Source organism: Deinococcota bacterium (assembly GCA_030858465.1).
GTDB lineage: Bacteria > Deinococcota > Deinococci > Deinococcales > Trueperaceae > JALZLY01.
Genome location: JALZLY010000218.1, coordinates 1 through 20,630 on the forward strand (window position 1 = coordinate 1; position 20,630 = coordinate 20,630).

The window sequence follows — 20,630 nt, forward strand, 5'->3', positions numbered from 1 at the left end:
TCGCCGAAGTCGGCGCGGGCGTGAGCGGCTGGGGTGTCGGCGACCGCGTCTGCGCGCTCCTCACGGGCGGCGGCTACGCCGAGAGGGCCAGTGTTCCCACCGCCATGCTCATGCCGGTGCCGGACCACTGGTCCTTCGTAGAGGCCGCGGCCGTGCCCGAGGTCTTCCTGACCGCCTACTTGAACCTCTTTGTCGAGGCCGGTTTGCAAGCGGGGGAAGCGGCGCTCGTCCACGGCGGCGCCAGCGGTGTCGGCACCGCCGCCATCCAGCTCGCCCGCGCGGCGGGCTGCCGCGTCTTCGCCACCGCCGGCTCGAGCGAAAAGATTCGCGTCTGCCGCGAACTCGGCGCCGAGCTGGCCGTCAACTACCAGGAAGAGGACTTCGCCGAGCGCGTGAAGGCGGCGGGCGGGGTGGACGTGGTGCTCGACATGGTCGGCAAGGACTACCTGGAGGGCAACCTCGAGGTCTTGAACCTGGGCGGCCGCCTGGTCTTCATCGCCACCCTGAGCGGCAGCCGGGCCGAGATCGACATCCGCAAGCTGATGGCCAAGCGCCTGATGCTGAAGGGCTCGACCCTGCGCGCCCGGCCGCTCGCGGAGAAGGCGGCCATGCTCGAGGGCTTCATGGCGCGCTTCTGGCAGCCCCTGGTGGGGGGCGAGATTCGGCCCGTCATCGACACGGTCCTGCCCGTCGAAGAGGCGCAGAGGGCGCACGAGATCATGCGAAACAACGAGAACATCGGCAAGATCATCCTGAAGGTGCGCGACTAGCCGCGGCCGGCGACCTCGATCCTGGGCGGCTTGCCTCATACCGGCCACGTCACAATCTGCTAGCATTGTGGAGGTCGGTTACACTTCATGCCGGTGCTGTTGGCGGCGGCAGGTAGGTGACAGCAGGTAGATGACAGCAGGCCAAGGGGGTAAGCCATGAGGGTTTTTTTGCTTCGCACGGTTGGGGTGACGGTTCTCTTCGCGGCGGCGCTGGCCTTCGCGCAGCCGCTGACGCGTCTGGCGCCCGCCGAGACGGTCTTTAGCTTGGGCTTTGGCGGGGGCGCCGAGGTCGGCGGGACGCTGCTGAATGAGCTCGCGGCGCTCGACTGGGAGCGGGCCAGGGAGACGCTCAGGCGGATGAGCCTGGTCGGGCTCGAGGCCGGGGCCGAAGACGCGGGCAGCTTGGACGCCTTTTTCGACTTTCTCGCCGACCCGAACGAGCTCGCCGCGCGGCTGGCGGAGGGCTGCGCGCCGCTGGCGGAGGCGATCGCGGCGGAGGGCGTGCCGCTCTTGGGCGAGGAGGCGCTCCTGAGCGTGAGCTCGAGCCCCTACAACCCCCTGCCCGCCGTCACCGCGCTCGTCCGTCTGGACGACGCCCAGCTGCCGAGCGCCCGGCGGTTGCAGGAGGCGCTTCTCGCCTGTGCCCAGCGAGGCGAGGAGGGTCTCCTCAGCCTCGAGGAGGGCGGCGTGCCGCTCTACGTGCTCGGCGACGGCGGTGACCTGCCGGTCATCATCGGCCAGTTGGACACGCTCTTTTTCGCGGGCACCAATCCCGACACCCTGCGCGGCGTGGTGCGGCGGGCCGGGGGCGCCGACGAGCCGAGCCTGGCGGACCGCCGCCTTACGCTGGCGAGCGAAAGCTTGAGCGCCGAAGGCTTTAGCCTGAGCCTCGATTTTGCCGCGCTGGCCGAGGTGCTTCAGGGGTTGAGCGGCTTCATGGCGAGCCCCGAGACCGAGCCCTTGTTGCGGCGCGCCTTCGCCTTGCTGCGCACTCTGGGCGGTGTCGCGGGCGCGGTCAGCCTGACGGATGAGGGCGTGCTCGTCGAGTGGTTGAGCGCCAGCGACCCAGGAGGCGGCGACGAGGCCCTGCTCGAGCTCCTGCGCTGCCAGGACTGCCTGCTCGCAGACGCCCCCTTCCTGCCCGAGGGAAGCGTGGCCTTGAGCGGGCGCGTCTTGTTGCTCGAGCGCTGGTTCGATTACCTGCAGGGTTGGTTGGGCGACGCCGAGCCGCTGCTCGGCGAGCGCCTTGACTTGCGCGCGCTTTTGCTCGAGCAGGGCCTCGACTTGGACGCTGGGCTCTTCGACTGGCTGGGCGAGGAGGTTTTTGAGGTGGGCCTCGAGCCCTTGAGCAGCGACCTCGCCTCGCTTATCTACCGACCCGCGCGGGTTCTCGCCGTGGCGGTGCGAAGCGAGGAAGCAGCGCGCGCGGGGCTCGAGCTCTGGCTGGACGCCTTGCCGCGCTGGCTGGACGGTTTGGGCAATGGTTTGGGCAATGGTTTGGGCAATGGCGCGGCGGGTGGTTTGAGCATCGGTTCTGGTGGAATCCTGGGGGTCTTGCCCGGCGAACTTCGCAGAGATGCGGCCGGGACGACCTCGCCTCTCGCCGCGATCGTTCGCGAGAGTTACGTTGAACGCGGCGTGCAGATCGAGCGCTACCGCGCGGGTCCGACCTTCGACCTGGCGGTGGCTTTCGTCGACGGCTTTATGCTGGTCGGCTCGCCGTCTTACGCGTTGCCGCGGCTGCTCGACGCGCGCAGCGAGCGCGCCTCCGGGCCCGCCGCCTACCGCGCGGCGCGCGACGCCGCTCCCGAGGCGGTAAGCGCCTTTCACTTCCGCGACGACCGCGTGATCGTCACCAGCTTGGCCGACCTCGGCAGCCTGCTCAGCCAGCCGCTGGCCTTCGTCCTTTCCGCCGGGCTCGAGGCCGCCGCCGAGGCCGATGACCCTGCCGATGACCCTGCCGATGACCCTGCCGATGACGGTGCTGGGGATGAGAGCGTAGCGAGGCCAAGAACCGCGCCGCCCAGTTTTGCCGACATCTTGCAGCTCAGCGACCTGCTGCCGCAGGCCATGTTCATCCTCGGCGACCACCTGGCTTACAGCGAGGGCTACAGCGAACTGCGTCCCGAGGGGGTGTACAGCCGCCTGCTCATCCGGGTCGATTGGTAAGCGAGAATCGGCGCCAGCCGCTTCGGCAAGAGACGGCAAGGAGGCCGGGTTGCGTCCGGCCTCTCTTGGTTGTCGGCGCGTTTGTCGGGGTCTGACGGGAAGATGAAGCCGACGCCTTGCGCGCTCGAGCTAAAGGCGCTCGTCGCTCCGGTCGCGGCGGCGAATCTCCTTGACGACCCTGGTCAGCAGCTCGCTTGGTCCCACCTCGAAGTGCTTGCCGAACGAGCAGCTCTCGCAGACGAGGCCGACCTCGCTGCTCTCGAAGGAACGGGCCTGTGGGGTCGCCTCGAGGCTCAGTTCATAGCCGCAGTGGGGACAGAGCGGCGTGAGCGAGGAGACATCCGGGCTGTCGCCGTCCCAGCGCCACTGCCAGTCGAGATCGAAGATGCGATCGCCGAGGTAAGGGTTGCCGGCGCGCCGGGCGGCCAGGCGGGCCGCGCTCAGGCGCAGGGCGGTGAGGCTCAAGGACAGCAGACTGGTGAGGCTCAAGGCCACCACCAGCCAGAGCGGCACGACGAAGCCCTGGCCCATAAAGGCGGCGGCGCCCGTCAGCCCGCGCCAGAAGAGGGCGAGCGGGTTCACGGAGGTAATCAGGTACAAGAGAAACATGCCGGTGACGACCGTCGTCACCGGCAGGAGCAGCTTGGCCGTGGGCAACCGCAACCTGCGCAGGCTCTGGCTACCGTCCCTGGCGACCGCGATCATGCTGTCGAACTTGGTCTGTTTTACGCTGTCCATGCACCCCTTTCCGACACCCTACGCATCCCCATGCGCACTCGAGATCTGCTGGCGAGATCTGCTGGCGAGATCCACCCGACCCGCTACCCGTCCTGTCAGGGCCGCGCTGTGAAATCCTCCCAAGGGGCAACCCGCGCTCATCATACCCAAACGCAGCTCTCGTCGCTCCTATAGTCTAGAAAACAGGGCCGGCAGGTGGGGCGAATAATTGCACTCCAGTAATTGCACTCCAGTAATTGCACGTCAAGGCACGGCGCATGGGCGTGAGCGGCAAGGGTCCTCCGGCACGCCAAGGGCGCTCGCGCGCCGCCGCATTGCTGCCTGCGCCCGATTTGCTCGGCGTGGCCGGCGCTATACTTGATGCCTGAACTTGCATGCCCGAACTTGCATGCCTGAAACAACCGCTGCCCGAAGCCGTCAAACTACCCCATAAGGAGACGACAATGCCGGAACTGCTCGATCTGCTCAGCCAACAACTCGGCGGAGAACGCGTGAATCAGCTCAGCCAAGAGATCGGTGCCGATGAGGCCAGCACCCAGTCGGCCCTGTCGGCGGCCTTGCCGCTGCTCATCGGCGGCCTCAGCCGCAACGTCGAGGGCTCGAGCGAAGGCGCGCGCTCGCTCGACGCCGCCCTCGACGAAGACCACGACGGCAGCCTTCTCGACAACCTGGGCTCCTTTCTGGGAGGCGGTTCGGGAGCCGCGGGCGGCCTGCTCGGCGCGGCGGCCTCGCTGTTAGGAGGTGGGCGGCGCCAGGCGACGGACGGCCAGGGCATCTTGCGCCACGTCCTGGGCGGCCAGCGCACCCCCGTCGAGCGGGGAATCAGCCGGGCTAGCGGCCTCGACGACGGCAAGGTGAGCAGCCTGCTCACGCTTTTAGCGCCGCTGGTGATGAGCGCTCTGGGCCGTGTCAAGCGCCAGCAGAACCTGGGCGCCGACGGGCTGAGCGCGCTCTTGGAGCGCGAGCGGAGCACGCTCGAGCAGCGCGCCCCCGCCACCTCGCCCGGCGGGCTCCTCGAGCTGTTCAACACCCGCGACGACGGGCAGCTGAGCGAGACCGTCGCTCAGCTTGGCCGCTCATTGGGCGCGGGGCTGTTCGGCAATTCCGGCGGCAAACGCTCGTAACGCCCGCCGCTCTTGACGCCCGCGAGACATGTCCTTGACGGGACCGGTCAAGGCAAGTTCCTCGTCAGGGGCATGGCTGAATGAGGCGTAAACAATAACGGGGTACAGCCACCGCAACACCTGCGGGCGGCTTTATCCTGATCGTACCGAGCCTAGCTCTGGACGGGCGCGAGGGGCAAGGCCTGGTCGTTCACCACGCGGTGATAGTGGGTGATGGTGGGCTCACCCTGCCGCCAGGACAAGTAGACCACCTCGGCGCCCACCTGACTGGGAAAGTCGATGACGCCTGCGTCCACGTCCTTCAAGAAGACCCCTAAGCGGTCGAGCTCGGCCTTGCTGTCTTGAAGGCTGACCAGTGAAAAGGTGATATCGGTCTGCAGGTTGCGCGCCGTGATGCTGAGAGGTCTGGCCGTCTCGAGCGCCCCTTGCCCCCGGCTCACCTCCTCGATGGCGTCCTGCATGTCGCGCAGGTGGCGGTCGACGACGGGGATGAGTTCCTTGGCTTCTTGAACGGTAAAGAGCTTGTACATTCGTGCCACCTTTCTTGAACCCCACTATACCCGAACCCGGTCCCCGCTCCTGTCGTAAATAGCACAAAATATGAGCGTAGTCATATAAAGTCTTCCGACCGGCCTGGGGTTTCATGCCCAGTCTAGACTCTCTCCACAAGCAGAACGTGGCAAATCGCGCCTTTACCTTCATCGCGCCTTCACGCTGTTTGGCTTCCTCTCGCTCCGGGCTTGCCTCAGCCGGCGATGGGGCTGTTAAACTCTCAGGGTGACGCACGCTTCCACTCCGGCCGCACCTCCGGGAGCACCTCTGGCCGAGAGGCTGCGCCCGCGGACGCTGGACGAGATCGCCGGCCAGGCGCACCTGCTGGCGCCGGGCCGGCCGCTCCGGCGGGCCGTCGAACAGGACAGCCTGCGCTCGATAATCTTGTGGGGGCCGCCGGGCGTCGGCAAGACTACCCTGGCTCGCGTGGTCGCCGCTACTACCCGGGCGCGCTTCATCAGCCTGTCGGCGGTGTCGGCGGGCGTCAAGGACGTGCGCGAGGCGGTGCAGGCGGCCAGGCAGGCCCAGGCGTTGGGCGCGCGCACCATTCTCTTCCTGGACGAGGTGCACCGCTTCAACAAGGCGCAGCAGGACTTTCTGCTGCCCTTCGTCGAGGACGGCACCCTGACCCTGATCGGCGCCACCACCGAGAACCCTTCCTTCGAGGTCATCGGCGCCTTGCGCTCGCGCAGCCGCATCTTCGTCCTACAGGCGCTTTCGGAGGAGGACATCGGCCAGGTCCTGGCGCGGGCGCTCGAGCACCCCGAGGGCTTTGCCGGCCGCCTCAGCCTGGACGAGGAGGTGCTGGCGCTGCTCGCAGCCTGGGCCGACGGCGATGCGCGGCGCGCCTTGAACGCGCTCGAGGCCGTTGCCGCCTACGCCCAAGGGGGCCAGCTCGACGCGGAAACCGCCCGCGAGGTCCTGGGCCGCAAGGGTATGGCGCTCGACAAGGGCGGCGAGCACTTCTACAATCTGACGAGCGCCCTGCACAAGTCGGTGCGCGGCTGCGACCCCGACGCCGCGCTCTACTGGCTGGCCCGGCTCCTGGTTGGCGGCGCCGACCTTATGGTTGTGGCGCGGCGGCTGGTGCGCATCGCCAGCGAGGACGTGGGCTTGGCCGACCCCGGCGCCCTGCGCCTGGCGCTGGCGGCCCGTGACGCCGCGCGGTTCCTGGGCGCGCCCGAGGGCGAGCTGGCCCTGGCCGAGGCGGCCGTCTACCTGGCCCTGGCGCCCAAATCCAACGCCGTCTACCGCGCCTGGGGCGCCGCGAAGCGCGACGCCGAGGGGGCTTCGTTCGAGGTGCCCCTGCACCTGCGCAACGCGCCCACCGCCCTCATGAAGGGTGAGGGCTACGGCCGGGGCTACCTCTACTACCACGACGCCCCCGAGGCCAGCTTCAAGCAGCCCTACCGGCCGCCGGAACTCGCCCAGCGCTACTACGACGCCGCCGGCGAGGGCTGGGAGGGCAAGGTGAGGGAGCGCTTGGAGCGCTTTGCTCGGCTCAAGGAGCCTTCGTGAGCGCGCCCCAGCCGTCCGTGCTCGTCGTCAACGCGGGAAGCTCGAGCCTCAAGGTCAAGCTCCTGCCGGAGGGCCTTTCGCTCATGGTCGAGCGCATCGGCACGGCGGCGGCGGCGCTCGAGGGCGCAGGAAGAGACGCTGTCACGCGGCGGCTCGGCAACCACGGCGAGGCGCTCGAGGCTTGCCTCGAAAGGCTGGGCGTGGACGCCCTGGCGGGCCTCGTCGCGGTGGGGCACCGGGTGGTCCACGGCGGCGAGCGCTACACCGAGCCGACCCTGATCGACGACGAGGTCATCAGGGCGCTCGAGGAGCTGTCGGCCTTGGCGCCGCTCCACAACCCGGCCAATCTCGAGGCTATCCGCGCGGCGCGGAGGCTCTTGCCGGGGACGGCGCAGGTAGCCGTCTTCGACACCGCCTTTCACGCCACCCTGCCGCCCAGAGCCTTTCTCTACGGCCTGCCCAGGCGGCTCTACGAAGAGGAGGGCATCCGCCGCTACGGCTTTCACGGCACCTCGCACGACTTCGTCACCCGGGAGGCCGCCCGCGCCTTGGGCCGGCCCAGGGAAGCGCTCAGGCTGGTGTCCTTGCACCTCGGCAACGGTGCCAGCGCGGCGGCGGTGGCGCGGGGCCGGTCGGTGGACACCAGCATGGGCCTGACGCCGCTGGAGGGCCTGTTGATGGGCAGCCGCACGGGCGACTTGGACCCCGGCGTCCTGCTGCACCTTCTCAGGAACGGCCTGAGTACGAACGAGCTGGCTGCGCTTCTCAACCAGGAGTCGGGACTCAAGGGCCTCTCCGGGCTCTCGAACGACATGCGCGACCTGCGCGCGGCGGCGCGCGCGGGGCACCGGGCGGCGGGGCAGGCCATCGCGGTCTTCTGTTACCGCGTCCGCAAAACAATCGGCGCCTACGCCGCGGCGATGGGCGGCCTGGACGCGGTGGTCTTCACCGGCGGCATTGGCGAGAACGACGCCGCGACCCGCGCCGAGGCGGTAGCAGGGCTGGACTTTTTGGGCATCAGCCTCGACGAGGCGCGCAACCGGGCGCAGGCCCGCCTGATCAGCCTCGAAGCGAGCCGGGTGGCCGTCCTGGTGGTGCCGACCGACGAGGAAGGGATGATCGCGGCGGCCGCGCGGCGACTGCTGGGTGGTGCCAGCCGAGAAGGACGAGCGTGAGAGCATGACGAGCGTGAGAGCATGACAATCTTGGGCATCGACCTGGGCGGCACGAAGATCGCGGTGGCGGCGGTGGCGGCGGGGCGCATCCTCACGCGTCACCGCGTGGACACCCCGCGCACGGGCGGCGAGGCCGTCCTTGACGCCATGGCCAGGGCGGCGCGCGAGGTGCTGATGGCACACCCGGAGATTCGCGCCGTCGGGGTGGGCTCGCCGGGGCCCATCGACTTCGCGCGGGGCGTGGTCCTGTTCGCGCCCAACATTCCCGGCCTCGAGGAGGCGCCCCTGGTGGCGGGACTCCAGGAGAGGCTCAGTATGCCGGTAGCGCTCGAGAACGACGCCAACGCCGCGGGCTTGGCCGAGCACCTCTACGGCGCGGCCAAAGGAGCCGACACCAGCATCTTCGTGACCATGTCGACGGGCATCGGCGGCGGCATCTTCGTGAGCGACCGGGTCCTGCGCGGCAGGCATGGCCTCGCCGGCGAGATCGGCCACATGACCCTGCAACCGGGCGGCCCCTTATGCGGTTGCGGCTACCACGGCTGCTGGGAGTCGATCGCCTCGGGCCGGGCCATCGCCCGCGAGGCCTCGTTCTCCTACGGCCAGGGCATGACCACCGTCGAGGTCTTCCGCCGCGCGAGAGCGGGCGAGTGGCGGGCCCTCAAAGTCGTCGACAACGCCGCGCACTACTCGGGCCTGGCGCTCGCCAACCTGATGAAGGCCTTTGACCCCGACCTCTTCGTGATCGGCGGCGGCATGAGCCAGGTCGGCCCCTTCTACCTGGACAAGATCCAGGCCGCCGCCGACGCCTACACTCTAGGCTTTCCCCAGCTCTCGCTGCGCACGGCCGAACTCGGCGTCGACGCCGGGGTGATCGGCGCGGCGAGCGTGGCGGGCCTGATCCTCGGTTGAGCCTCATTCACGCCCTGCTCACCGGCGTCAGTAGGCTGAGGCTATGACGCTCGCCCTCCTGCTCAGCGCCCTGCTGATCTTCGCCATGCGCATCGCCGACGTATCGCTGGGCACCATGCGCATCGTCATGCTGGTGCGCGGCCGCCGCGGTTTAGCCGGCCTCTTGGGCTTTTTCGAGTCGCTTATCTGGCTGCTGGCGGCGAGCCAGGTGATCGGCAACCTCGACAACCCGCTCAAGCTCGTCGCCTACGCCGGCGGCTACGCGGCGGGCACCATGCTCGGCGCGACCATCGAGCGCTGGATAGCCATGGGCCAGAGCCTCCTGCGCATCGTGACGCCGGTCGCTACCCCGCCGCTCGCCCCGGCCCTGCGCAAGGCGGGCTTCTACGTCACCGTCGTCAACGCCGAGGGTCGCGACGGCGACGTGCAGGTGTCGTTCAGCGTGATCCCCCGGCGGCGCATGCACGAGGTGCTCGAGATCGTCCGCCGGATGAACCCCAAGGCCTTCGTCACCTTCGAAGAGGTGCGGTCCTTGAATGTAGGCCCGCCTCAAGAGGCGCTCCTCCGCAAGTCGCGCGTGTAGAGATAGCCAGGTGGTGACACCGGAGCGTCGCCTCTTTAAATGCCTCTCGCCTTGCCGTGAGGGGTAGCGCCTCTGCTCCCGCGCCTTGAGACTTCCGTAAGAGTTTTGTAACGCTCTCGCTGCTACATTTTCTTCAGGCAATTTGCATTGCGTCGTCTTTTCCCCTATCAAACCCTCCCTCCCCCCCAGGGAGGGTTTCTTCTTTATTTCTCTGCCGGCTCCTTGGTATCTGCACCAGAACCGTCCGGCGCTTGTGCCGGCCCAGGCCTCGAGCCGACGCAAGCCGCCCATTCGGCGCGGGGCGCTAGGCGGGCTCTTCTCGTTTCGTCGCCTTGCCGAAGGCTTCGCGGTAGTCCGGATTGGCGCGCACGCCCTCGGCCTTGGGATGCCTGTGAGCGTCCACCTCGACCTCGCTGAAGCGCGGGTCGCCGCCGCGGCTCTTCCACACCCGGGCCTTGGCGGGGATGCCCAGGCCCACCGCGTGGGGCTCGAGGTCGCGGGTCGCCAGGGCCAAGGCGCCCAGCATGGCGTCGTCGCTCAAGACGGTGCCGGAGAGGACGGTGGCGTGGTAGGCCACGCGCACGCCCTTGCCGATAACCGTGCGCTTCAGGGTCACGTCGTCGGACTCGAGCAGGTCGTGGGAATGGCTGTAGACGTTGACGTAGTCGCTGAGGCTGGCGCCATCGTGGAGTTCGACGCCGCCGATGTCGTCGATGAGCACGTTTCTGTGAATCACCACCTCATCGCCCGCCGTGATGTTATAGCCGACGCTGACCTCGACGTTCTGGAAGATCTTGAGGTTCTTGCCCGCCCTCGCAAAGACCCGCTCGGCCAGCATCCGCCTGATCTTGAGGCCGCTGTGGACGGACTGCCCCAGCGGCGTCAGGTCCAGGCTCTTCCAGAGCCACAGCAGCGGCTTGACCCGTGCGAACTTGTCCTGGTCGGTGGCGACGTAGTGCTCGGCCTCGAAGGTGATATTGCGGGGGTCCAGCGCCAGGGCGGCGATGGGGCTCCTCTGCTCGAGCGCCTCGTAGCTCGCGCCGTGCATGACCTGGGCCAGCACCTCGCGCACCGTCTCGCTGCGGTCCAGGCCGGGGTCGTCGAGCCGCTCAGCCAGATCGCTCACGAACAGGTCGAGGGTCGTCTCGGCGGCGGCGGGGATGGGGCGGGGAAGAAGCCAGGGCATGGTGAATCTACCTTAAGGCTGCAGCCGCCGAGCGACGGGTAACGCAGCCGACCAGCAGGCACGACCATCAGCCCCTTAGAGCAGGCTTCCCGAGCGGTTCAGGGGTGGTCGACCGGCTGCAAGCACCTGATCGTCACCCGCGCAGAGGGCAGCGGCATGCGCTCGTTGCCTGGACGGGCGCAGGCTATGCTCAAGCTGCGCACCGTCTATCTCAACCGTCTATCTCGGTGGAGACCGCCGGGCCTGGTGGTTGTTGTGGCGCGGCTGTGCATCGCCCCTTTCGCTCCGGGACCCGGCAATATCAGTGGGCTAAGGGTTTAGAGCGGTTCGTGCTAGTGCTCTGTCAATCTTATTTTGATGGGTGATTACGAGGACAAAACAAGTGCGTAAATGTTGCAGTTTACCCCTGCGGCACAGTATATTGCTTCACCTTTGCGCGCAATGACAAGCTTACTTTCACCTGTCAATTTATGCTTGACAGAGCACTAGTATCAATCAGGTTGACCGGCGGGGAAAAGTTTACCACTCGACGACTTCCTGCAAAATGCGCTCCCTGATCTGCGGTTTGAGAGCTTTCTTCTCCACCAGGTCCACCTTCACGCAGAGCAGATCCGAGAGGTGATGCTCGAGGTTGATGAGGTCAAGCAGGCTTAGCGGGCGTTCGTCAAACTGCACAAGGACGTCCAGATCACTAGCTTCACGCTGTTTCCCGCGCACATAGGAGCCAAATAGTCCCAGTGACACCACCCCGTAGCGCCTTCGCAAGTTGGGAAGCTGCTCGCACAGCACGCCAGCGTAGACAGCGGCCTTAGAGGGTAAGGATCGGGGTGTAAGCTGTGTCATCACCCCGACATTATAGCGCGCCGAGCAGGGGTTTATCGGCGTGTACGAGATAGCCTCGCGCTTTGTACTCTTGCGGCAGACATGTCGATGCTTACGGGGCTGATGCGTCTTCGTCCACATACAGACGAAGACGCTATGGCTCGAGGTGCAGACAGAGTTTAAGTTGCCAAGACGAAAGTGTACCAAGCAAGCTTGGGTTAAGCTAAAACATGGCTGGACTCGAGGACATTGCGCCGGTACTAGACGAGCTTGCCGAGGGGCTGAAAACGCTCTATGGCAAGCGCTTTGTCGGGCTGATGCTTTTCGGCTCCTACGCGCGGGGCGAGGCCAAGGAAGGGAGCGATGTGGATTTGCTGCTGCTCTTGCACGGTCCCGTGGACGCTCTTGCTGAAATCCACCGTTCGGAAGAGGTGGCCTGGCCTCTCTCGCTGGTGCACGATCTGACGCTAAGTTTGCTGCCCGTGAACACCGAGCAATCTTCAGCCTTGGGCTCGAGCTTTCTGACGAACCTCGAGCACGAAGGGGTTCGTGTAGAGTGGTGCGAATGATCGTACAGTTAGAAATACCCGAAGTGCTGCATGAAGCGCTTGGCCCAGAGCCACAAAAAGAGGTTCTAGAGGCGATCTTGCTCAAGCTTATCAACGATGATCGCCTGAGCATTGGGATGGCCGGCAAAATTTTGGGGCTTGATCGCTTGGGGGCGATTCAGTGGTATACAGGCCACGGCCATCATTACCCCAACATCGACGCCGAAGACTTTGCCCATGACCTCAACTTCGCAAACCGGAAGTGACCCCGCTGTCCTCGCCGTTTTCGATACCGGACCACTCATATACCTGGATATCCTAGGATACACCTCACTGCTTGAAAAGCTGTACCAGGTGGTGATCCCGCCTGCCGTCGTGGCTGAGCTGCGGCAAAAGCCAGGTAGGCCGGGAGGCGGCGTGCCCGGCCTGACCTGGGTCAAGCAGCAAAGACCAAAGCGCAAAACACTGCGGCGCGTGCATAGAGAACTGACTGCCGACCCAGGAAAAGAGGAGGTTATCGCTCTAGCGCTGGACCTGGCATCGTGGGTTGTGATTGATGAGCGACGGGGCAGGGCCTATGCGAGCAACGTCGGCCTGCGACTGACAGGGACATTGGGAATTTTGCTCGACATTCACAAATCCGGACTGGCCGGACGCACGATTTCAACCGAGCTTAACCTTTTAGATGCTAACGGTATGCACATCTCAAGCCAATTGAAACAGCTAGTTCTGGATCAAGTGACGACGAAGTAAGGGTCTATACATTCTAGCCACTTTATCCCCGGCAGGGTGCGCCGCGCACACCCTGATAACGGAAGGAGTGACTGGAGGTGCGCCTGGCCCATCTTCACGATGGTCCTTCAAGAAGAGGTCATCACTCAATCTCCGCGCCCTTGGTTGCCCGCTCTATCTTGAAGCTCCCCGTAATCTCCAGGGTATTCGTCGGGTCCGGTTCGGACATGATGCCGCGCTTTTGCGCCAGCACGCCGCTGAACGAGCCCGTGAGCGCCAGCGTCAGGTCGTCCGTCATCGTCGCGGTGTCGACGGCCAGCTCTCCCTCGACCAGTTCATAAAAGTTGTCGAAGTTGAAGCCCTCCGGAAAGTAGCTGATTTCCGGCGCGTCGAAGAGCATCAGCCTCATCTCCCCGTCGAGCGTCAGGCCGATAGTCAGCACGCCGTCGAAGTCGAAGGGGTCGGGCCGCAGATAGCCTTGCAGGCTCACGCTCTGAAACATGCCCATGACGGTCGTCCACTCCGCCGAGTTGACTTAGGGGCGTTACGGCGTCTCCGTGACGTTTAGACCAAGCGTCCGGGCCACCTTTGCCATCTTAGCGTCCGCGGTGATGAGGTCGAAGCCGCCCGAGTGGGCGACGGCGACGTGCAGCGCATCCGCACCCTTGATGGCATTTTCAAAGTGGCGGGTGAGCGCCCTTGCCTGCATGAACGCGTGGTGCGTGGCGTGCACGCGCGTGTACAAACCCGCCAGGAGGTGCTGGTCGAAAAGGTTTAATGCCCTGTCTACGTCGCTACGGGAAAGCCTGTGGGTTCGCTCGGCGAGGGCAGCCGCGGAGGCGACTTCCAATTCGACGTGATCGCTGATAACGATACCCGCCAGGCTTTGGTAGAGTGCATCGACCCTGGCGCTGCGCGCTTCGGGAAAGTAATAGGCGAAGACGATGCTGGTGTCGAGGTACGTCATCAATATCTCTTTAGCATGTCGAGATATCGTTCAGTAGGGAGCTTCCTCACGCATTTCCTTGACGATGTCGCCAAGATCGTCGCCGCCATTAACGGTCATGCTGTTGCGAAACCCGCTCAGGTCGGGGAACGTGTCGGTGTCACTCGTAACGGCAAGAAGCCTTACCTCGTCTTTGCCATAGCGGGAGATAACGATCTCCTCGCCAGCTTTGGCGCGCACGATGAGCTTGCCAAGCTCCTTTCTCGCGTCTTGCACAGTAAATTTGGGCATCTTTTGCTCCTTCTGAGTGCACTCTAGCACAATCTTGTACGGTGATTAAGCGAACCGTACAAGATGGAGGACGCGGTGAATCCAGAGCGGCAGCGTTGCCGCTGACCGCCCAATCGTTCTGAGCGTGCATGCCTGCGCTCAGGCTGAGTAGCTCACGAGAACAAGGATGAGCGTATGAGGGCTGAAACGTTTTGACGTCATGGCTGTCTGCTCCTTTGCCGTCACAATCGCCGCCCTGATGGACGAGGACGGCAACAGCTATCCACCGCACACACCGAAACCGTACACATCTGCATTGACCGCGTAAAAATACAGGTTCATACCGACCTCCCGGAGGGTCTCCGGATAAGTGAGTTCCCAGAGGGTCCCGCTGATGGTTCCCTCGATGTGCTCATCGGACATAGAGGTGACAAAAAAGGTGAGATTCGCAGGGCCCTCATCCGAAGTCAATATCCAGTCCGGCGAAACGATACTCAGACGGCTATCTTCCATCGGGTTCTGCCCCTCGGACGGTTCATAGAGCAGAAACAGAGTAATAATTAGGCTATGGCTATCCGTTTCGTTTTCGTTCGCCAACATCATTGAGGTTGCCTCGTAGCCCTCCCAGTACGAGTAGACGGCGATCAGCCCGTCATAAGCTCCTTTGTCCGACCGAAGCTCCCAACGGCACCGATTGCCTTCTAATCTGACGCGCTCCACCTTGATGCTCTGTCCGCCCTCCGGCAAATCCACGACGACCTTGAGCTCGACTTCCTTTCCTTCCTCCGGAACGTCGAAGCGCAAGTCTACCTCCTCGAGCGTCAGGCGGACCGTGTGCTCGTCCATCCGGCGACTCTTGCCGTGAATGGGCCGTAGCAGGAAGTCACCGCCGAGTTCGACATCATCGACATATACCCGCACGAAGTAGTCGGTCGTGCTGCTCGGCGAGAGGCCGGAACTCACAACCGGACCGGAGTCGTCCTCCGGCACGCCCGCGACGTCGATGACGAAGTCGAGACTGTCGTCCTCACCGTCCCCAGCCGCGCCGATGATGGAGAGGGTATCGTTGGGTTGGAGCAGGGTGCCGCGGGTCGGGTGGATGAATTCCGGGATCTCCCGAATACGGAGATCATTTCCACCTGCGAACCGCCTGAGCGTCGCATCTTTCCCTGTTGTATCGGTGCAGCCACCTTGCTGACACGTTTTCTCTAAAGCTTTTTCTGTAGTCATGCCTAGAGCAAGCAGTTGAAACAGTCGCGTCATCACGCCAGGGTTAAAGTTAGCAAGAACGGCATCTGACCACCCCAAGACGACACTCGAGTTGCCCGCTAAGCGATTAGGTAACGCGGTCGACACGCCCGTACTACATCCGTTTAAGACTAGAACGGACTTCTCGAGTCCATTAGGGTACGAGGTGGCGAGGTAGCTCGGAAGAATTATGAGGAAATCACGGTACTCGTCGCGCGCTTTCCCAACTATGTTCGCATAGCGTATCGATACGCCGCCACAACTCACGCCTGCTCCAGCAGCCTTTACCTCGGGGCTATCACACGAATCGACCTGCACGCCCGTCATCAAGAAAGAAGTTTCTACCTTGTGACCTGTTCTGGTGTCGGTTGCTTCAAGCGTTCCTCCATGGCCGTTGTAAAGAATCACGTCGTACTGGTTCCAGATGCCGAACTTGTCGACGGTGACGTCATCGTTCTTGAAGTATTGAGCGCTACCACCACCCTGGTAATCACTGATGCCACTCAATATTCCCCATACTGAAGAGCCAGCATCCGGAGTTTGATACTCAAATTCAAACGGTGACAAAATGAGTGCGTTCTTCTTTTTTCCAGGGTTGTCGCGTGGTGTGCCGCGACCGACCACATCCTGCGGTTCGATGATTAGCGTGTCCACATCTGCCTGATCACGCCCCGTTGCAGCCGTGGCATCGTAGAGCACCATCAGGATTCCTTTGTCAAGGATGAAACCAAGTGCATGATCACCCGTCAGTACCAAGCGCATATCCGACTGTGACTCAAGCCAACCTTGTACCGATGCAAATGATTCACTGTTGGTCAAGCGTGCTTGCGCTTCTATGTGCAAGAGACTCGAGCGCTCCAGCACTGCATCCGGAACCTCACCAGGGGAGCAGGCAAAACCGAACGTCTCACAAGTGAGTTCAACCGCCTCATCTCCGGGAATAGGATCTGGATCAGGGTCGGGATTGGGGTTTGGTAGCGCTCCGTTTCCCGAAGGGCCACTGCAAGCGGTGAGCAGTGCGCTGAGAAGCAGCATGTTCAAAAGTCCAAATATCCTCTTCATCGGTTTCCTCCCTTTAGAAACTGTAGCGTTTGCTGCCGTCGTGATGTCGGCTGTCCGCCTCACGGGGATCGGTTGCATCCGCGAATCCCCTCATCGACGCGGCTCGAGGAGGTGAGGTAGGTGGGGCTCACATCTTACGGTGAGCCCCTTGCTGACTGGTGCTTAGGCGGTGTTACGGGCCTGGTTACGGACCTACGTCGCCGCTGCTGTTGCCACTGAAGGTGTTGTTCCCTTGGGTGGCGGGGTCGATGGGGGCGCCCGCGGCGTCGGTGATGGCGCCGTCGTTGTAGATGCCCCAACCGCTGCTGTTGTTAAAGGCGCTGTCGGTGGCGGCAATGACGCCCGCCGAGGAGACGTAGAGGTTGGTAGACCTGCTGTTGTTGATGGTGCTGAAGGTTTGTCCGGCGTTCTCGAGGGTAACGAAGCGGAGCGCGTTGGCGCTGCTGCTCGAGTTGATGCCGACGCCGCGCCAGCCGCCGGAGCTACCGCTGGCGCTGGTGAAGGTGATGCGGTCAGCGGCCGTGCCGATAGCTTGAAGCGCGCCCGCGTCAACGCGGAGGCCCGCGTCGTCGAACTGCAGCGTTGTGCCGGGCTCGATGGTGACGGTGGCGGCGGGGTCGTTGATGAAGTGGTTGCCGAAGAAGCGGTAGGGAACATCGAGGTTCTGCCAGGTCTGGTCGGTGGTGATGGTAGTGTCCCTGACCTCGACGTAGCGGCTGCCGAACGGCGCGTCGGTACCGAACACGTTGCCCGAGCCGATGGAATCCAACTGGTTGGAGTAGAGCCTGATGGGGGCGTCGGTGTTTTCGATGAACTCGTTGTCGTCGAAGGTGCTGAGCACCGCGCTGTCGGCGTCTACATAGACGCCGTGCCCGCCGCTGGCCCTGAAGGTCGAGTTGGTGACGGCAAGGCGCGAGTTGCCCGCGAGGTAGAGGTTGGTGGCGTTGCTGCCGTTGATGGTGCTGAAGGTCTGCCCGGCGTTTTCGATGACGACGTGCTCGAGCGTGTTTTCGGCGCTGCTGCTGGCGATGCCGAGGCCGCGCCAGTCGTTGGGGTTGCCCGAGGCACTGGTGAAGGTGACGGGAGCGCCGCTGCTGCCGAGGGCGCGCAGAGCTCCCGCGTCGAGACGGAAGCCGGCGCTGTTCGTAAACTGCAAGGTGGCGCCCGCTTCGATGGTAATCGTGGCTTCGGAATCGTCGATGAAGTGATTGCCGTCAAAGCGGTACGGCACGTCGGCGGCGGGCCATGTCGCGGAGGTGCGCAGGGTGGTAGCGGCGACCTGGATGTGTTGCGCGCCGGGGAGCGCGTTCGTGCCGAAGACGTTGCCGCTCCCGATGCTGCCGAGCTGCTGTGAGGTTACCCGCATGGCCGCGGTGCTGTTGCCGTCGAAGGTGTTGTTGCTGAAGCTGGTGAGCTCGGAATTCGCGGCGTTCACGTAGAGGCCGACCCCGCCGCTGTTACGGAAGGTGCTGTTGGTGATGGCAACGCGAGCGTTGTCGTCCAGGTAGAGGTTGGTGGCGTTGCTGCCGTTGATGGTGCTGAAGGTTCGGCCGGCGTTCTCGAGGGTGACGTGATCAAAAACATTATTGCTGCTGCTGGTAAAGATGCCCACGCCGCGCCAGTCGTTGGGGTCGCCCGAGGCGCTGGTGAGCCTGATCGGGTTGGCGGCCGTGCCTTCGGCGCGCAGCGAGCCGCCGTCGGCGACGCGCAAGCCCGAGGACGTTTCGAACTGAAGGACCGTACCGGGCAGCAGTGTCAGGGCGGCCGAGACGGTGATGTTGGTCGTCACGCGGTGGCAGTCGAGCGGCAAGGTGGTGTCGGCGCTGATGTCGGCGCTCAGCTCCTGGGCCGTACTGCAGTCGACCGTGGCGGTCGGCGCGGTGACGGTGACGCGCGCCTGACCCGAGACATTCGTATTGGCCTGGCTCGTCGCCGTGATGGTGGCGGTGCCGGGTGCGACGCCGGTGACGACGCCTGAGTTGTTCACGGTGGCAATACCGTTATCGCTGCTCGACCAGGTGACGTTTTGCGACACGCCCGCGTCGCCCTGCACCGTGGCGCTCAGGGTGACGGTGGCGCCCACGTTCACAGCGGCTTCGTCGGGGCTCACCACCACGCCCGTGACGGCGGGATCAGCGGGGCCGTTGCCGGGTGGGGTGGGCGTACCACCGCAAGCGATGAGCGCGGCGGCTAGGAGCACGTGCAAGGGCAGGGCCGAAAGGGATCGAAGGGTTGTTTTCATCTCGTTTCCTCCATCTGGCGAGGACTTGGCTGCCTCGCCTGGGTTGTGTCTCGAGTCGCGGGCGGTACACCGCTGCTGCGGCGCCGTCGGGCGTTTGGCTGAAGCGTCGGCCTCTCGTCACCCCGTCGCCGCGGTGGGCCGGTTCACGGTGCGAAGGGCGTCAAGCGTATCGAGGCCGATTTCATGCGTCTTCCTTTCCGGAGCCCTGGTCTTGGCTCCTTGATTTGTGAGAAGCGCGCTCGTCGAGAAAGCGCTGCAAGGCCTCGAGGCTGTCGAAGCGCCTCGTCTCCCGGCTGCGCAAGTCCTCGAGGCTGGCCCGCCAGGCCCCTACGTCCTTGCCGTCACGCCACAGCCGCAAGAGGTAGAGCACGTCGTCTCGCACCCCCCGAGGCTAAGGGCGGGCCGTCAAAAAAGCGTTAAATTTTGTTTTGGGGTTTTGTTTTGGGGTTTTACAGCGTCCAGGAGCGGGTTTGCCGGAAGAGGCTTGCTCGCGGCCCTTCGGGAAGCCCTTCCGCCTGAGCGCGGAGCAGGGCTTCGGCCCGGCTGAGCAGGCGGACCCTGTGGGGGTCGCGGGCGGGGTAGCCGCGGGCTAAGAGCGCGTAGCCCAGGGGGGACTCGGCGACGGAGAGCGCCTCGAGCCCGCTCGCCAGGCCGGCGATCGGCCCGGCCTCGGGGTCGGCGAGGAGCGCGGCCCGCTGCTCCGCTAGCGCCGCGAGCAGCCGCAGGTGAAGGTTGTCGCGCGCCTCTGTAATGCGCCTTGACCACGACCGCGTCGCCTCGGGGGTGCTCGCGAGCAGGGCAAGCTCGGCATAGGCCCAGGGCAGCACGTCGAGAAGCGCGAGCGCCTCGAGCTCTCCAAGGGCCTCCAGCGCGGCAGCGGGCGCCGCCGGCTCGAGCAGGAGGCGGCAGAGCTCGAGGTTGAAGCGGGCCACGGCCTGGGTGCGCCGGTCGCCGGCGTTCGAGGCGGCCGTCAGGGCCTGGGCGAACCTCTCCCGCGCCTCCTCGGGGCGGCCCACGCCCTTCTCGAGCGCGCCTCCGACCAGGTGGGCGCGGACGAGGAGTTGGGGGAGCCCCCGGGAGCGTGCCAGCGCCAGGCCCTCCGCCGCGGCCTGCCAAGCCGGGCCGTAAGCCCCTTGCCGCGTGCCGATTTCGGCGAGGTTCAAGAGGGCGAGCGTCCTGTTGGCAGCGTCATGGCTGCGCTCGTAGAGCCCGATGGCCTCGCCGAAGCTGGTCCGCGCCTCGCCGTAGCGCGCCAGCCGGTCGGCGGTGGCGCCCAGGTTGTTGAGCAGGGCGGCGATCTGGTTCAGATCGCCGCCCCGGCGGGCGAGCGTCAGCGCCTCGCTCCCGTAGCGGTAGGCCGCGTCCAGGTCGCCGCGGATGCCCGCGATGGCGCCGAGGTTGTTGAGCGCCCGGAGGCGGACGCCTTCGTCGTCCGCGGCGGTGGCCTGGCTGAAGGCCGCTTGGGCCGCGTCCAGGTCGCCGGCGTAAAAGGCCGCGCCGCCGAGCTGGAGCGCCGCTTCTGCTTCGAGGTCGGGCCGGCTTAGGCGCCGGGCGATGGCCAAAGTCTCGCTGGCCAGCGTCATGGCCTCTTGTGGTTTGCCCAGCTTGACCCGCTGGCCGGCGCGGCGCAGCCCCAGCCTGAAGAAGAGCAGGTCGTCTTGCGCCTCGAAGGCCAGCGCCGCCAATGCCGCCAGCGCCGCCTCCTGCAAGGCCTGATCGCCCGTGCGCCCAGCCAGCGCCTCGAGCCCCAAGAGCGCCTCGGCTCGCCCCTTCGTCAGGTTAGGCGCACCAGCGCCTTCGCCTAGTGGCGATGACCTAGCCTCGGCGTCGCACCCGCGCGAGTGGGGGCCTGGTGGCCCTGGACTTCCTGGTGGCCCCAGGCTCCAGAGCGTCTGGAAATAGCGCAGCTTGGCCTCGTCGTCGGCGTAGGTCCGCAGCGCCTCGCCCGCGGCCTGCACGAGTAGAGGAGCGGCCCGCGCCGCCTCGCCCGCGGCGAGCCAGTGCAGGGCGAGTCTGGACGCGTCGCCCTGCAC

Annotated in this window: 21 protein-coding genes; 10 read left to right on the forward strand and 11 right to left on the reverse strand. The window is 65.2% G+C overall.

Annotated elements, in window-relative coordinates:
- Together M3498_11130 and M3498_11135 are read left to right on the forward strand one after the other, a co-directional pair.
- Window positions 1–770: NAD(P)H-quinone oxidoreductase (locus M3498_11130; protein MDQ3459836.1), on the forward strand; the 770-nt coding region annotated here is incomplete at its 5' end.
- 168 nt (window positions 771–938) lie between these two features.
- A complete protein-coding gene (locus M3498_11135) occupies window positions 939–2,939 on the forward strand; it encodes a DUF3352 domain-containing protein (protein ID MDQ3459837.1) in 2,001 nt (666 codons plus the stop codon).
- Between the two features lie 129 nt (window positions 2,940–3,068).
- Here the strand turns inward: M3498_11135 and M3498_11140 are convergent, their stop codons facing one another.
- Entirely contained in the window at window positions 3,069–3,677 is a 609-nt protein-coding gene (locus M3498_11140; protein MDQ3459838.1) for a hypothetical protein, read from the reverse strand.
- A gap of 443 nt (window positions 3,678–4,120) precedes the next feature.
- On the opposite strand from M3498_11140, the gene M3498_11145 reads away from it, so the two are divergent.
- Window positions 4,121–4,801 (forward strand): DUF937 domain-containing protein, encoded by a 681-nt coding sequence (locus M3498_11145; protein MDQ3459839.1) that lies wholly within the window; start codon window positions 4,121–4,123, stop codon window positions 4,799–4,801.
- Between the two features lie 152 nt (window positions 4,802–4,953).
- On the opposite strand, the gene M3498_11150 is transcribed toward M3498_11145, so the two are convergent.
- On the reverse strand, window positions 4,954–5,331 hold the full coding sequence (locus tag M3498_11150) for a DUF2203 domain-containing protein (GenBank protein ID MDQ3459840.1): 378 nt from the start codon (window positions 5,329–5,331) through the stop codon (window positions 4,954–4,956).
- 247 nt (window positions 5,332–5,578) lie between these two features.
- Between M3498_11150 and M3498_11155 the strand changes: the two genes are divergently transcribed.
- From M3498_11155 to M3498_11170, 4 genes are read left to right on the forward strand one after another with little or no spacing between them, the layout of a single operon-like run.
- Window positions 5,579–6,871 carry a replication-associated recombination protein A gene (locus M3498_11155; protein ID MDQ3459841.1) on the forward strand — a complete coding sequence of 431 codons (1,293 nt, stop codon included), beginning with the start codon at window positions 5,579–5,581 and terminating at the stop codon, window positions 6,869–6,871.
- The gene (locus M3498_11160; GenBank protein ID MDQ3459842.1) at window positions 6,868–8,046 is read left to right on the forward strand and encodes an acetate kinase; all 1,179 of its coding nucleotides are present in this window, start codon (window positions 6,868–6,870) and stop codon (window positions 8,044–8,046) included. The genes M3498_11155 and M3498_11160 overlap by 4 nt, the downstream gene beginning before the upstream one ends.
- A 21-nt stretch (window positions 8,047–8,067) precedes the next feature.
- Window positions 8,068–8,958 (forward strand): ROK family protein, encoded by an 891-nt coding sequence (locus M3498_11165; protein MDQ3459843.1) that lies wholly within the window; start codon window positions 8,068–8,070, stop codon window positions 8,956–8,958.
- Between the two features lie 43 nt (window positions 8,959–9,001).
- Window positions 9,002–9,541, forward strand: a complete 540-nt coding sequence (locus tag M3498_11170; protein MDQ3459844.1) for a DUF2179 domain-containing protein — start codon at window positions 9,002–9,004, stop codon at window positions 9,539–9,541.
- 304 nt (window positions 9,542–9,845) lie between these two features.
- Here the strand turns inward: M3498_11170 and M3498_11175 are convergent, their stop codons facing one another.
- Window positions 9,846–10,727 (reverse strand): acyltransferase, encoded by an 882-nt coding sequence (locus M3498_11175; protein ID MDQ3459845.1) that lies wholly within the window; start codon window positions 10,725–10,727, stop codon window positions 9,846–9,848.
- A gap of 519 nt (window positions 10,728–11,246) precedes the next feature.
- Window positions 11,247–11,570, reverse strand: coding sequence for a nucleotidyltransferase family protein (locus M3498_11180; protein ID MDQ3459846.1), 324 nt, complete (start codon window positions 11,568–11,570; stop codon window positions 11,247–11,249).
- A 209-nt stretch (window positions 11,571–11,779) separates the two neighbouring features.
- Between M3498_11180 and M3498_11185 the strand changes: the two genes are divergently transcribed.
- Genes M3498_11185 through M3498_11195 form a run of 3 tightly spaced genes read left to right on the forward strand, consistent with a single transcriptional unit; the run spans window position 11,780 to window position 12,850 of the window.
- Window positions 11,780–12,118, forward strand: coding sequence for a nucleotidyltransferase domain-containing protein (locus M3498_11185; GenBank protein MDQ3459847.1), 339 nt, complete (start codon window positions 11,780–11,782; stop codon window positions 12,116–12,118).
- The gene (locus M3498_11190) at window positions 12,115–12,363 is read left to right on the forward strand and encodes a UPF0175 family protein (GenBank protein ID MDQ3459848.1); all 249 of its coding nucleotides are present in this window, start codon (window positions 12,115–12,117) and stop codon (window positions 12,361–12,363) included. Before M3498_11185 ends, M3498_11190 begins: the two co-directional genes overlap by 4 nt.
- Window positions 12,335–12,850: a DUF3368 domain-containing protein gene (locus M3498_11195; protein MDQ3459849.1), complete on the forward strand. Its 516-nt coding sequence runs from the start codon at window positions 12,335–12,337 to the stop codon at window positions 12,848–12,850. Before M3498_11190 ends, M3498_11195 begins: the two co-directional genes overlap by 29 nt.
- 121 nt (window positions 12,851–12,971) lie before the next feature.
- On the opposite strand, the gene M3498_11200 is transcribed toward M3498_11195, so the two are convergent.
- The 7 genes from M3498_11200 to M3498_11230 form a co-directional block, all read right to left on the reverse strand.
- Window positions 12,972–13,337 carry a hypothetical protein gene (locus M3498_11200; GenBank protein MDQ3459850.1) on the reverse strand — a complete coding sequence of 122 codons (366 nt, stop codon included), beginning with the start codon at window positions 13,335–13,337 and terminating at the stop codon, window positions 12,972–12,974.
- A gap of 36 nt (window positions 13,338–13,373) precedes the next feature.
- Window positions 13,374–13,796 carry a type II toxin-antitoxin system VapC family toxin gene (locus tag M3498_11205; GenBank protein ID MDQ3459851.1) on the reverse strand — a complete coding sequence of 141 codons (423 nt, stop codon included), beginning with the start codon at window positions 13,794–13,796 and terminating at the stop codon, window positions 13,374–13,376.
- Between the two features lie 30 nt (window positions 13,797–13,826).
- Window positions 13,827–14,066 carry a type II toxin-antitoxin system prevent-host-death family antitoxin gene (locus M3498_11210; protein ID MDQ3459852.1) on the reverse strand — a complete coding sequence of 80 codons (240 nt, stop codon included), beginning with the start codon at window positions 14,064–14,066 and terminating at the stop codon, window positions 13,827–13,829.
- A gap of 258 nt (window positions 14,067–14,324) precedes the next feature.
- Complete coding sequence (locus tag M3498_11215) at window positions 14,325–16,355, reverse strand: hypothetical protein (protein MDQ3459853.1); 2,031 nt, start codon at window positions 16,353–16,355, stop codon at window positions 14,325–14,327.
- Between the two features lie 184 nt (window positions 16,356–16,539).
- Window positions 16,540–18,597: an Ig-like domain-containing protein gene (locus M3498_11220; GenBank protein ID MDQ3459854.1), complete on the reverse strand. Its 2,058-nt coding sequence runs from the start codon at window positions 18,595–18,597 to the stop codon at window positions 16,540–16,542.
- Between the two features lie 181 nt (window positions 18,598–18,778).
- Window positions 18,779–18,979 carry a hypothetical protein gene (locus M3498_11225; protein ID MDQ3459855.1) on the reverse strand — a complete coding sequence of 67 codons (201 nt, stop codon included), beginning with the start codon at window positions 18,977–18,979 and terminating at the stop codon, window positions 18,779–18,781.
- A gap of 67 nt (window positions 18,980–19,046) precedes the next feature.
- On the reverse strand, window positions 19,047–20,630 hold a 1,584-nt coding region (locus tag M3498_11230), incomplete at its 5' end, for a tetratricopeptide repeat protein (GenBank protein MDQ3459856.1).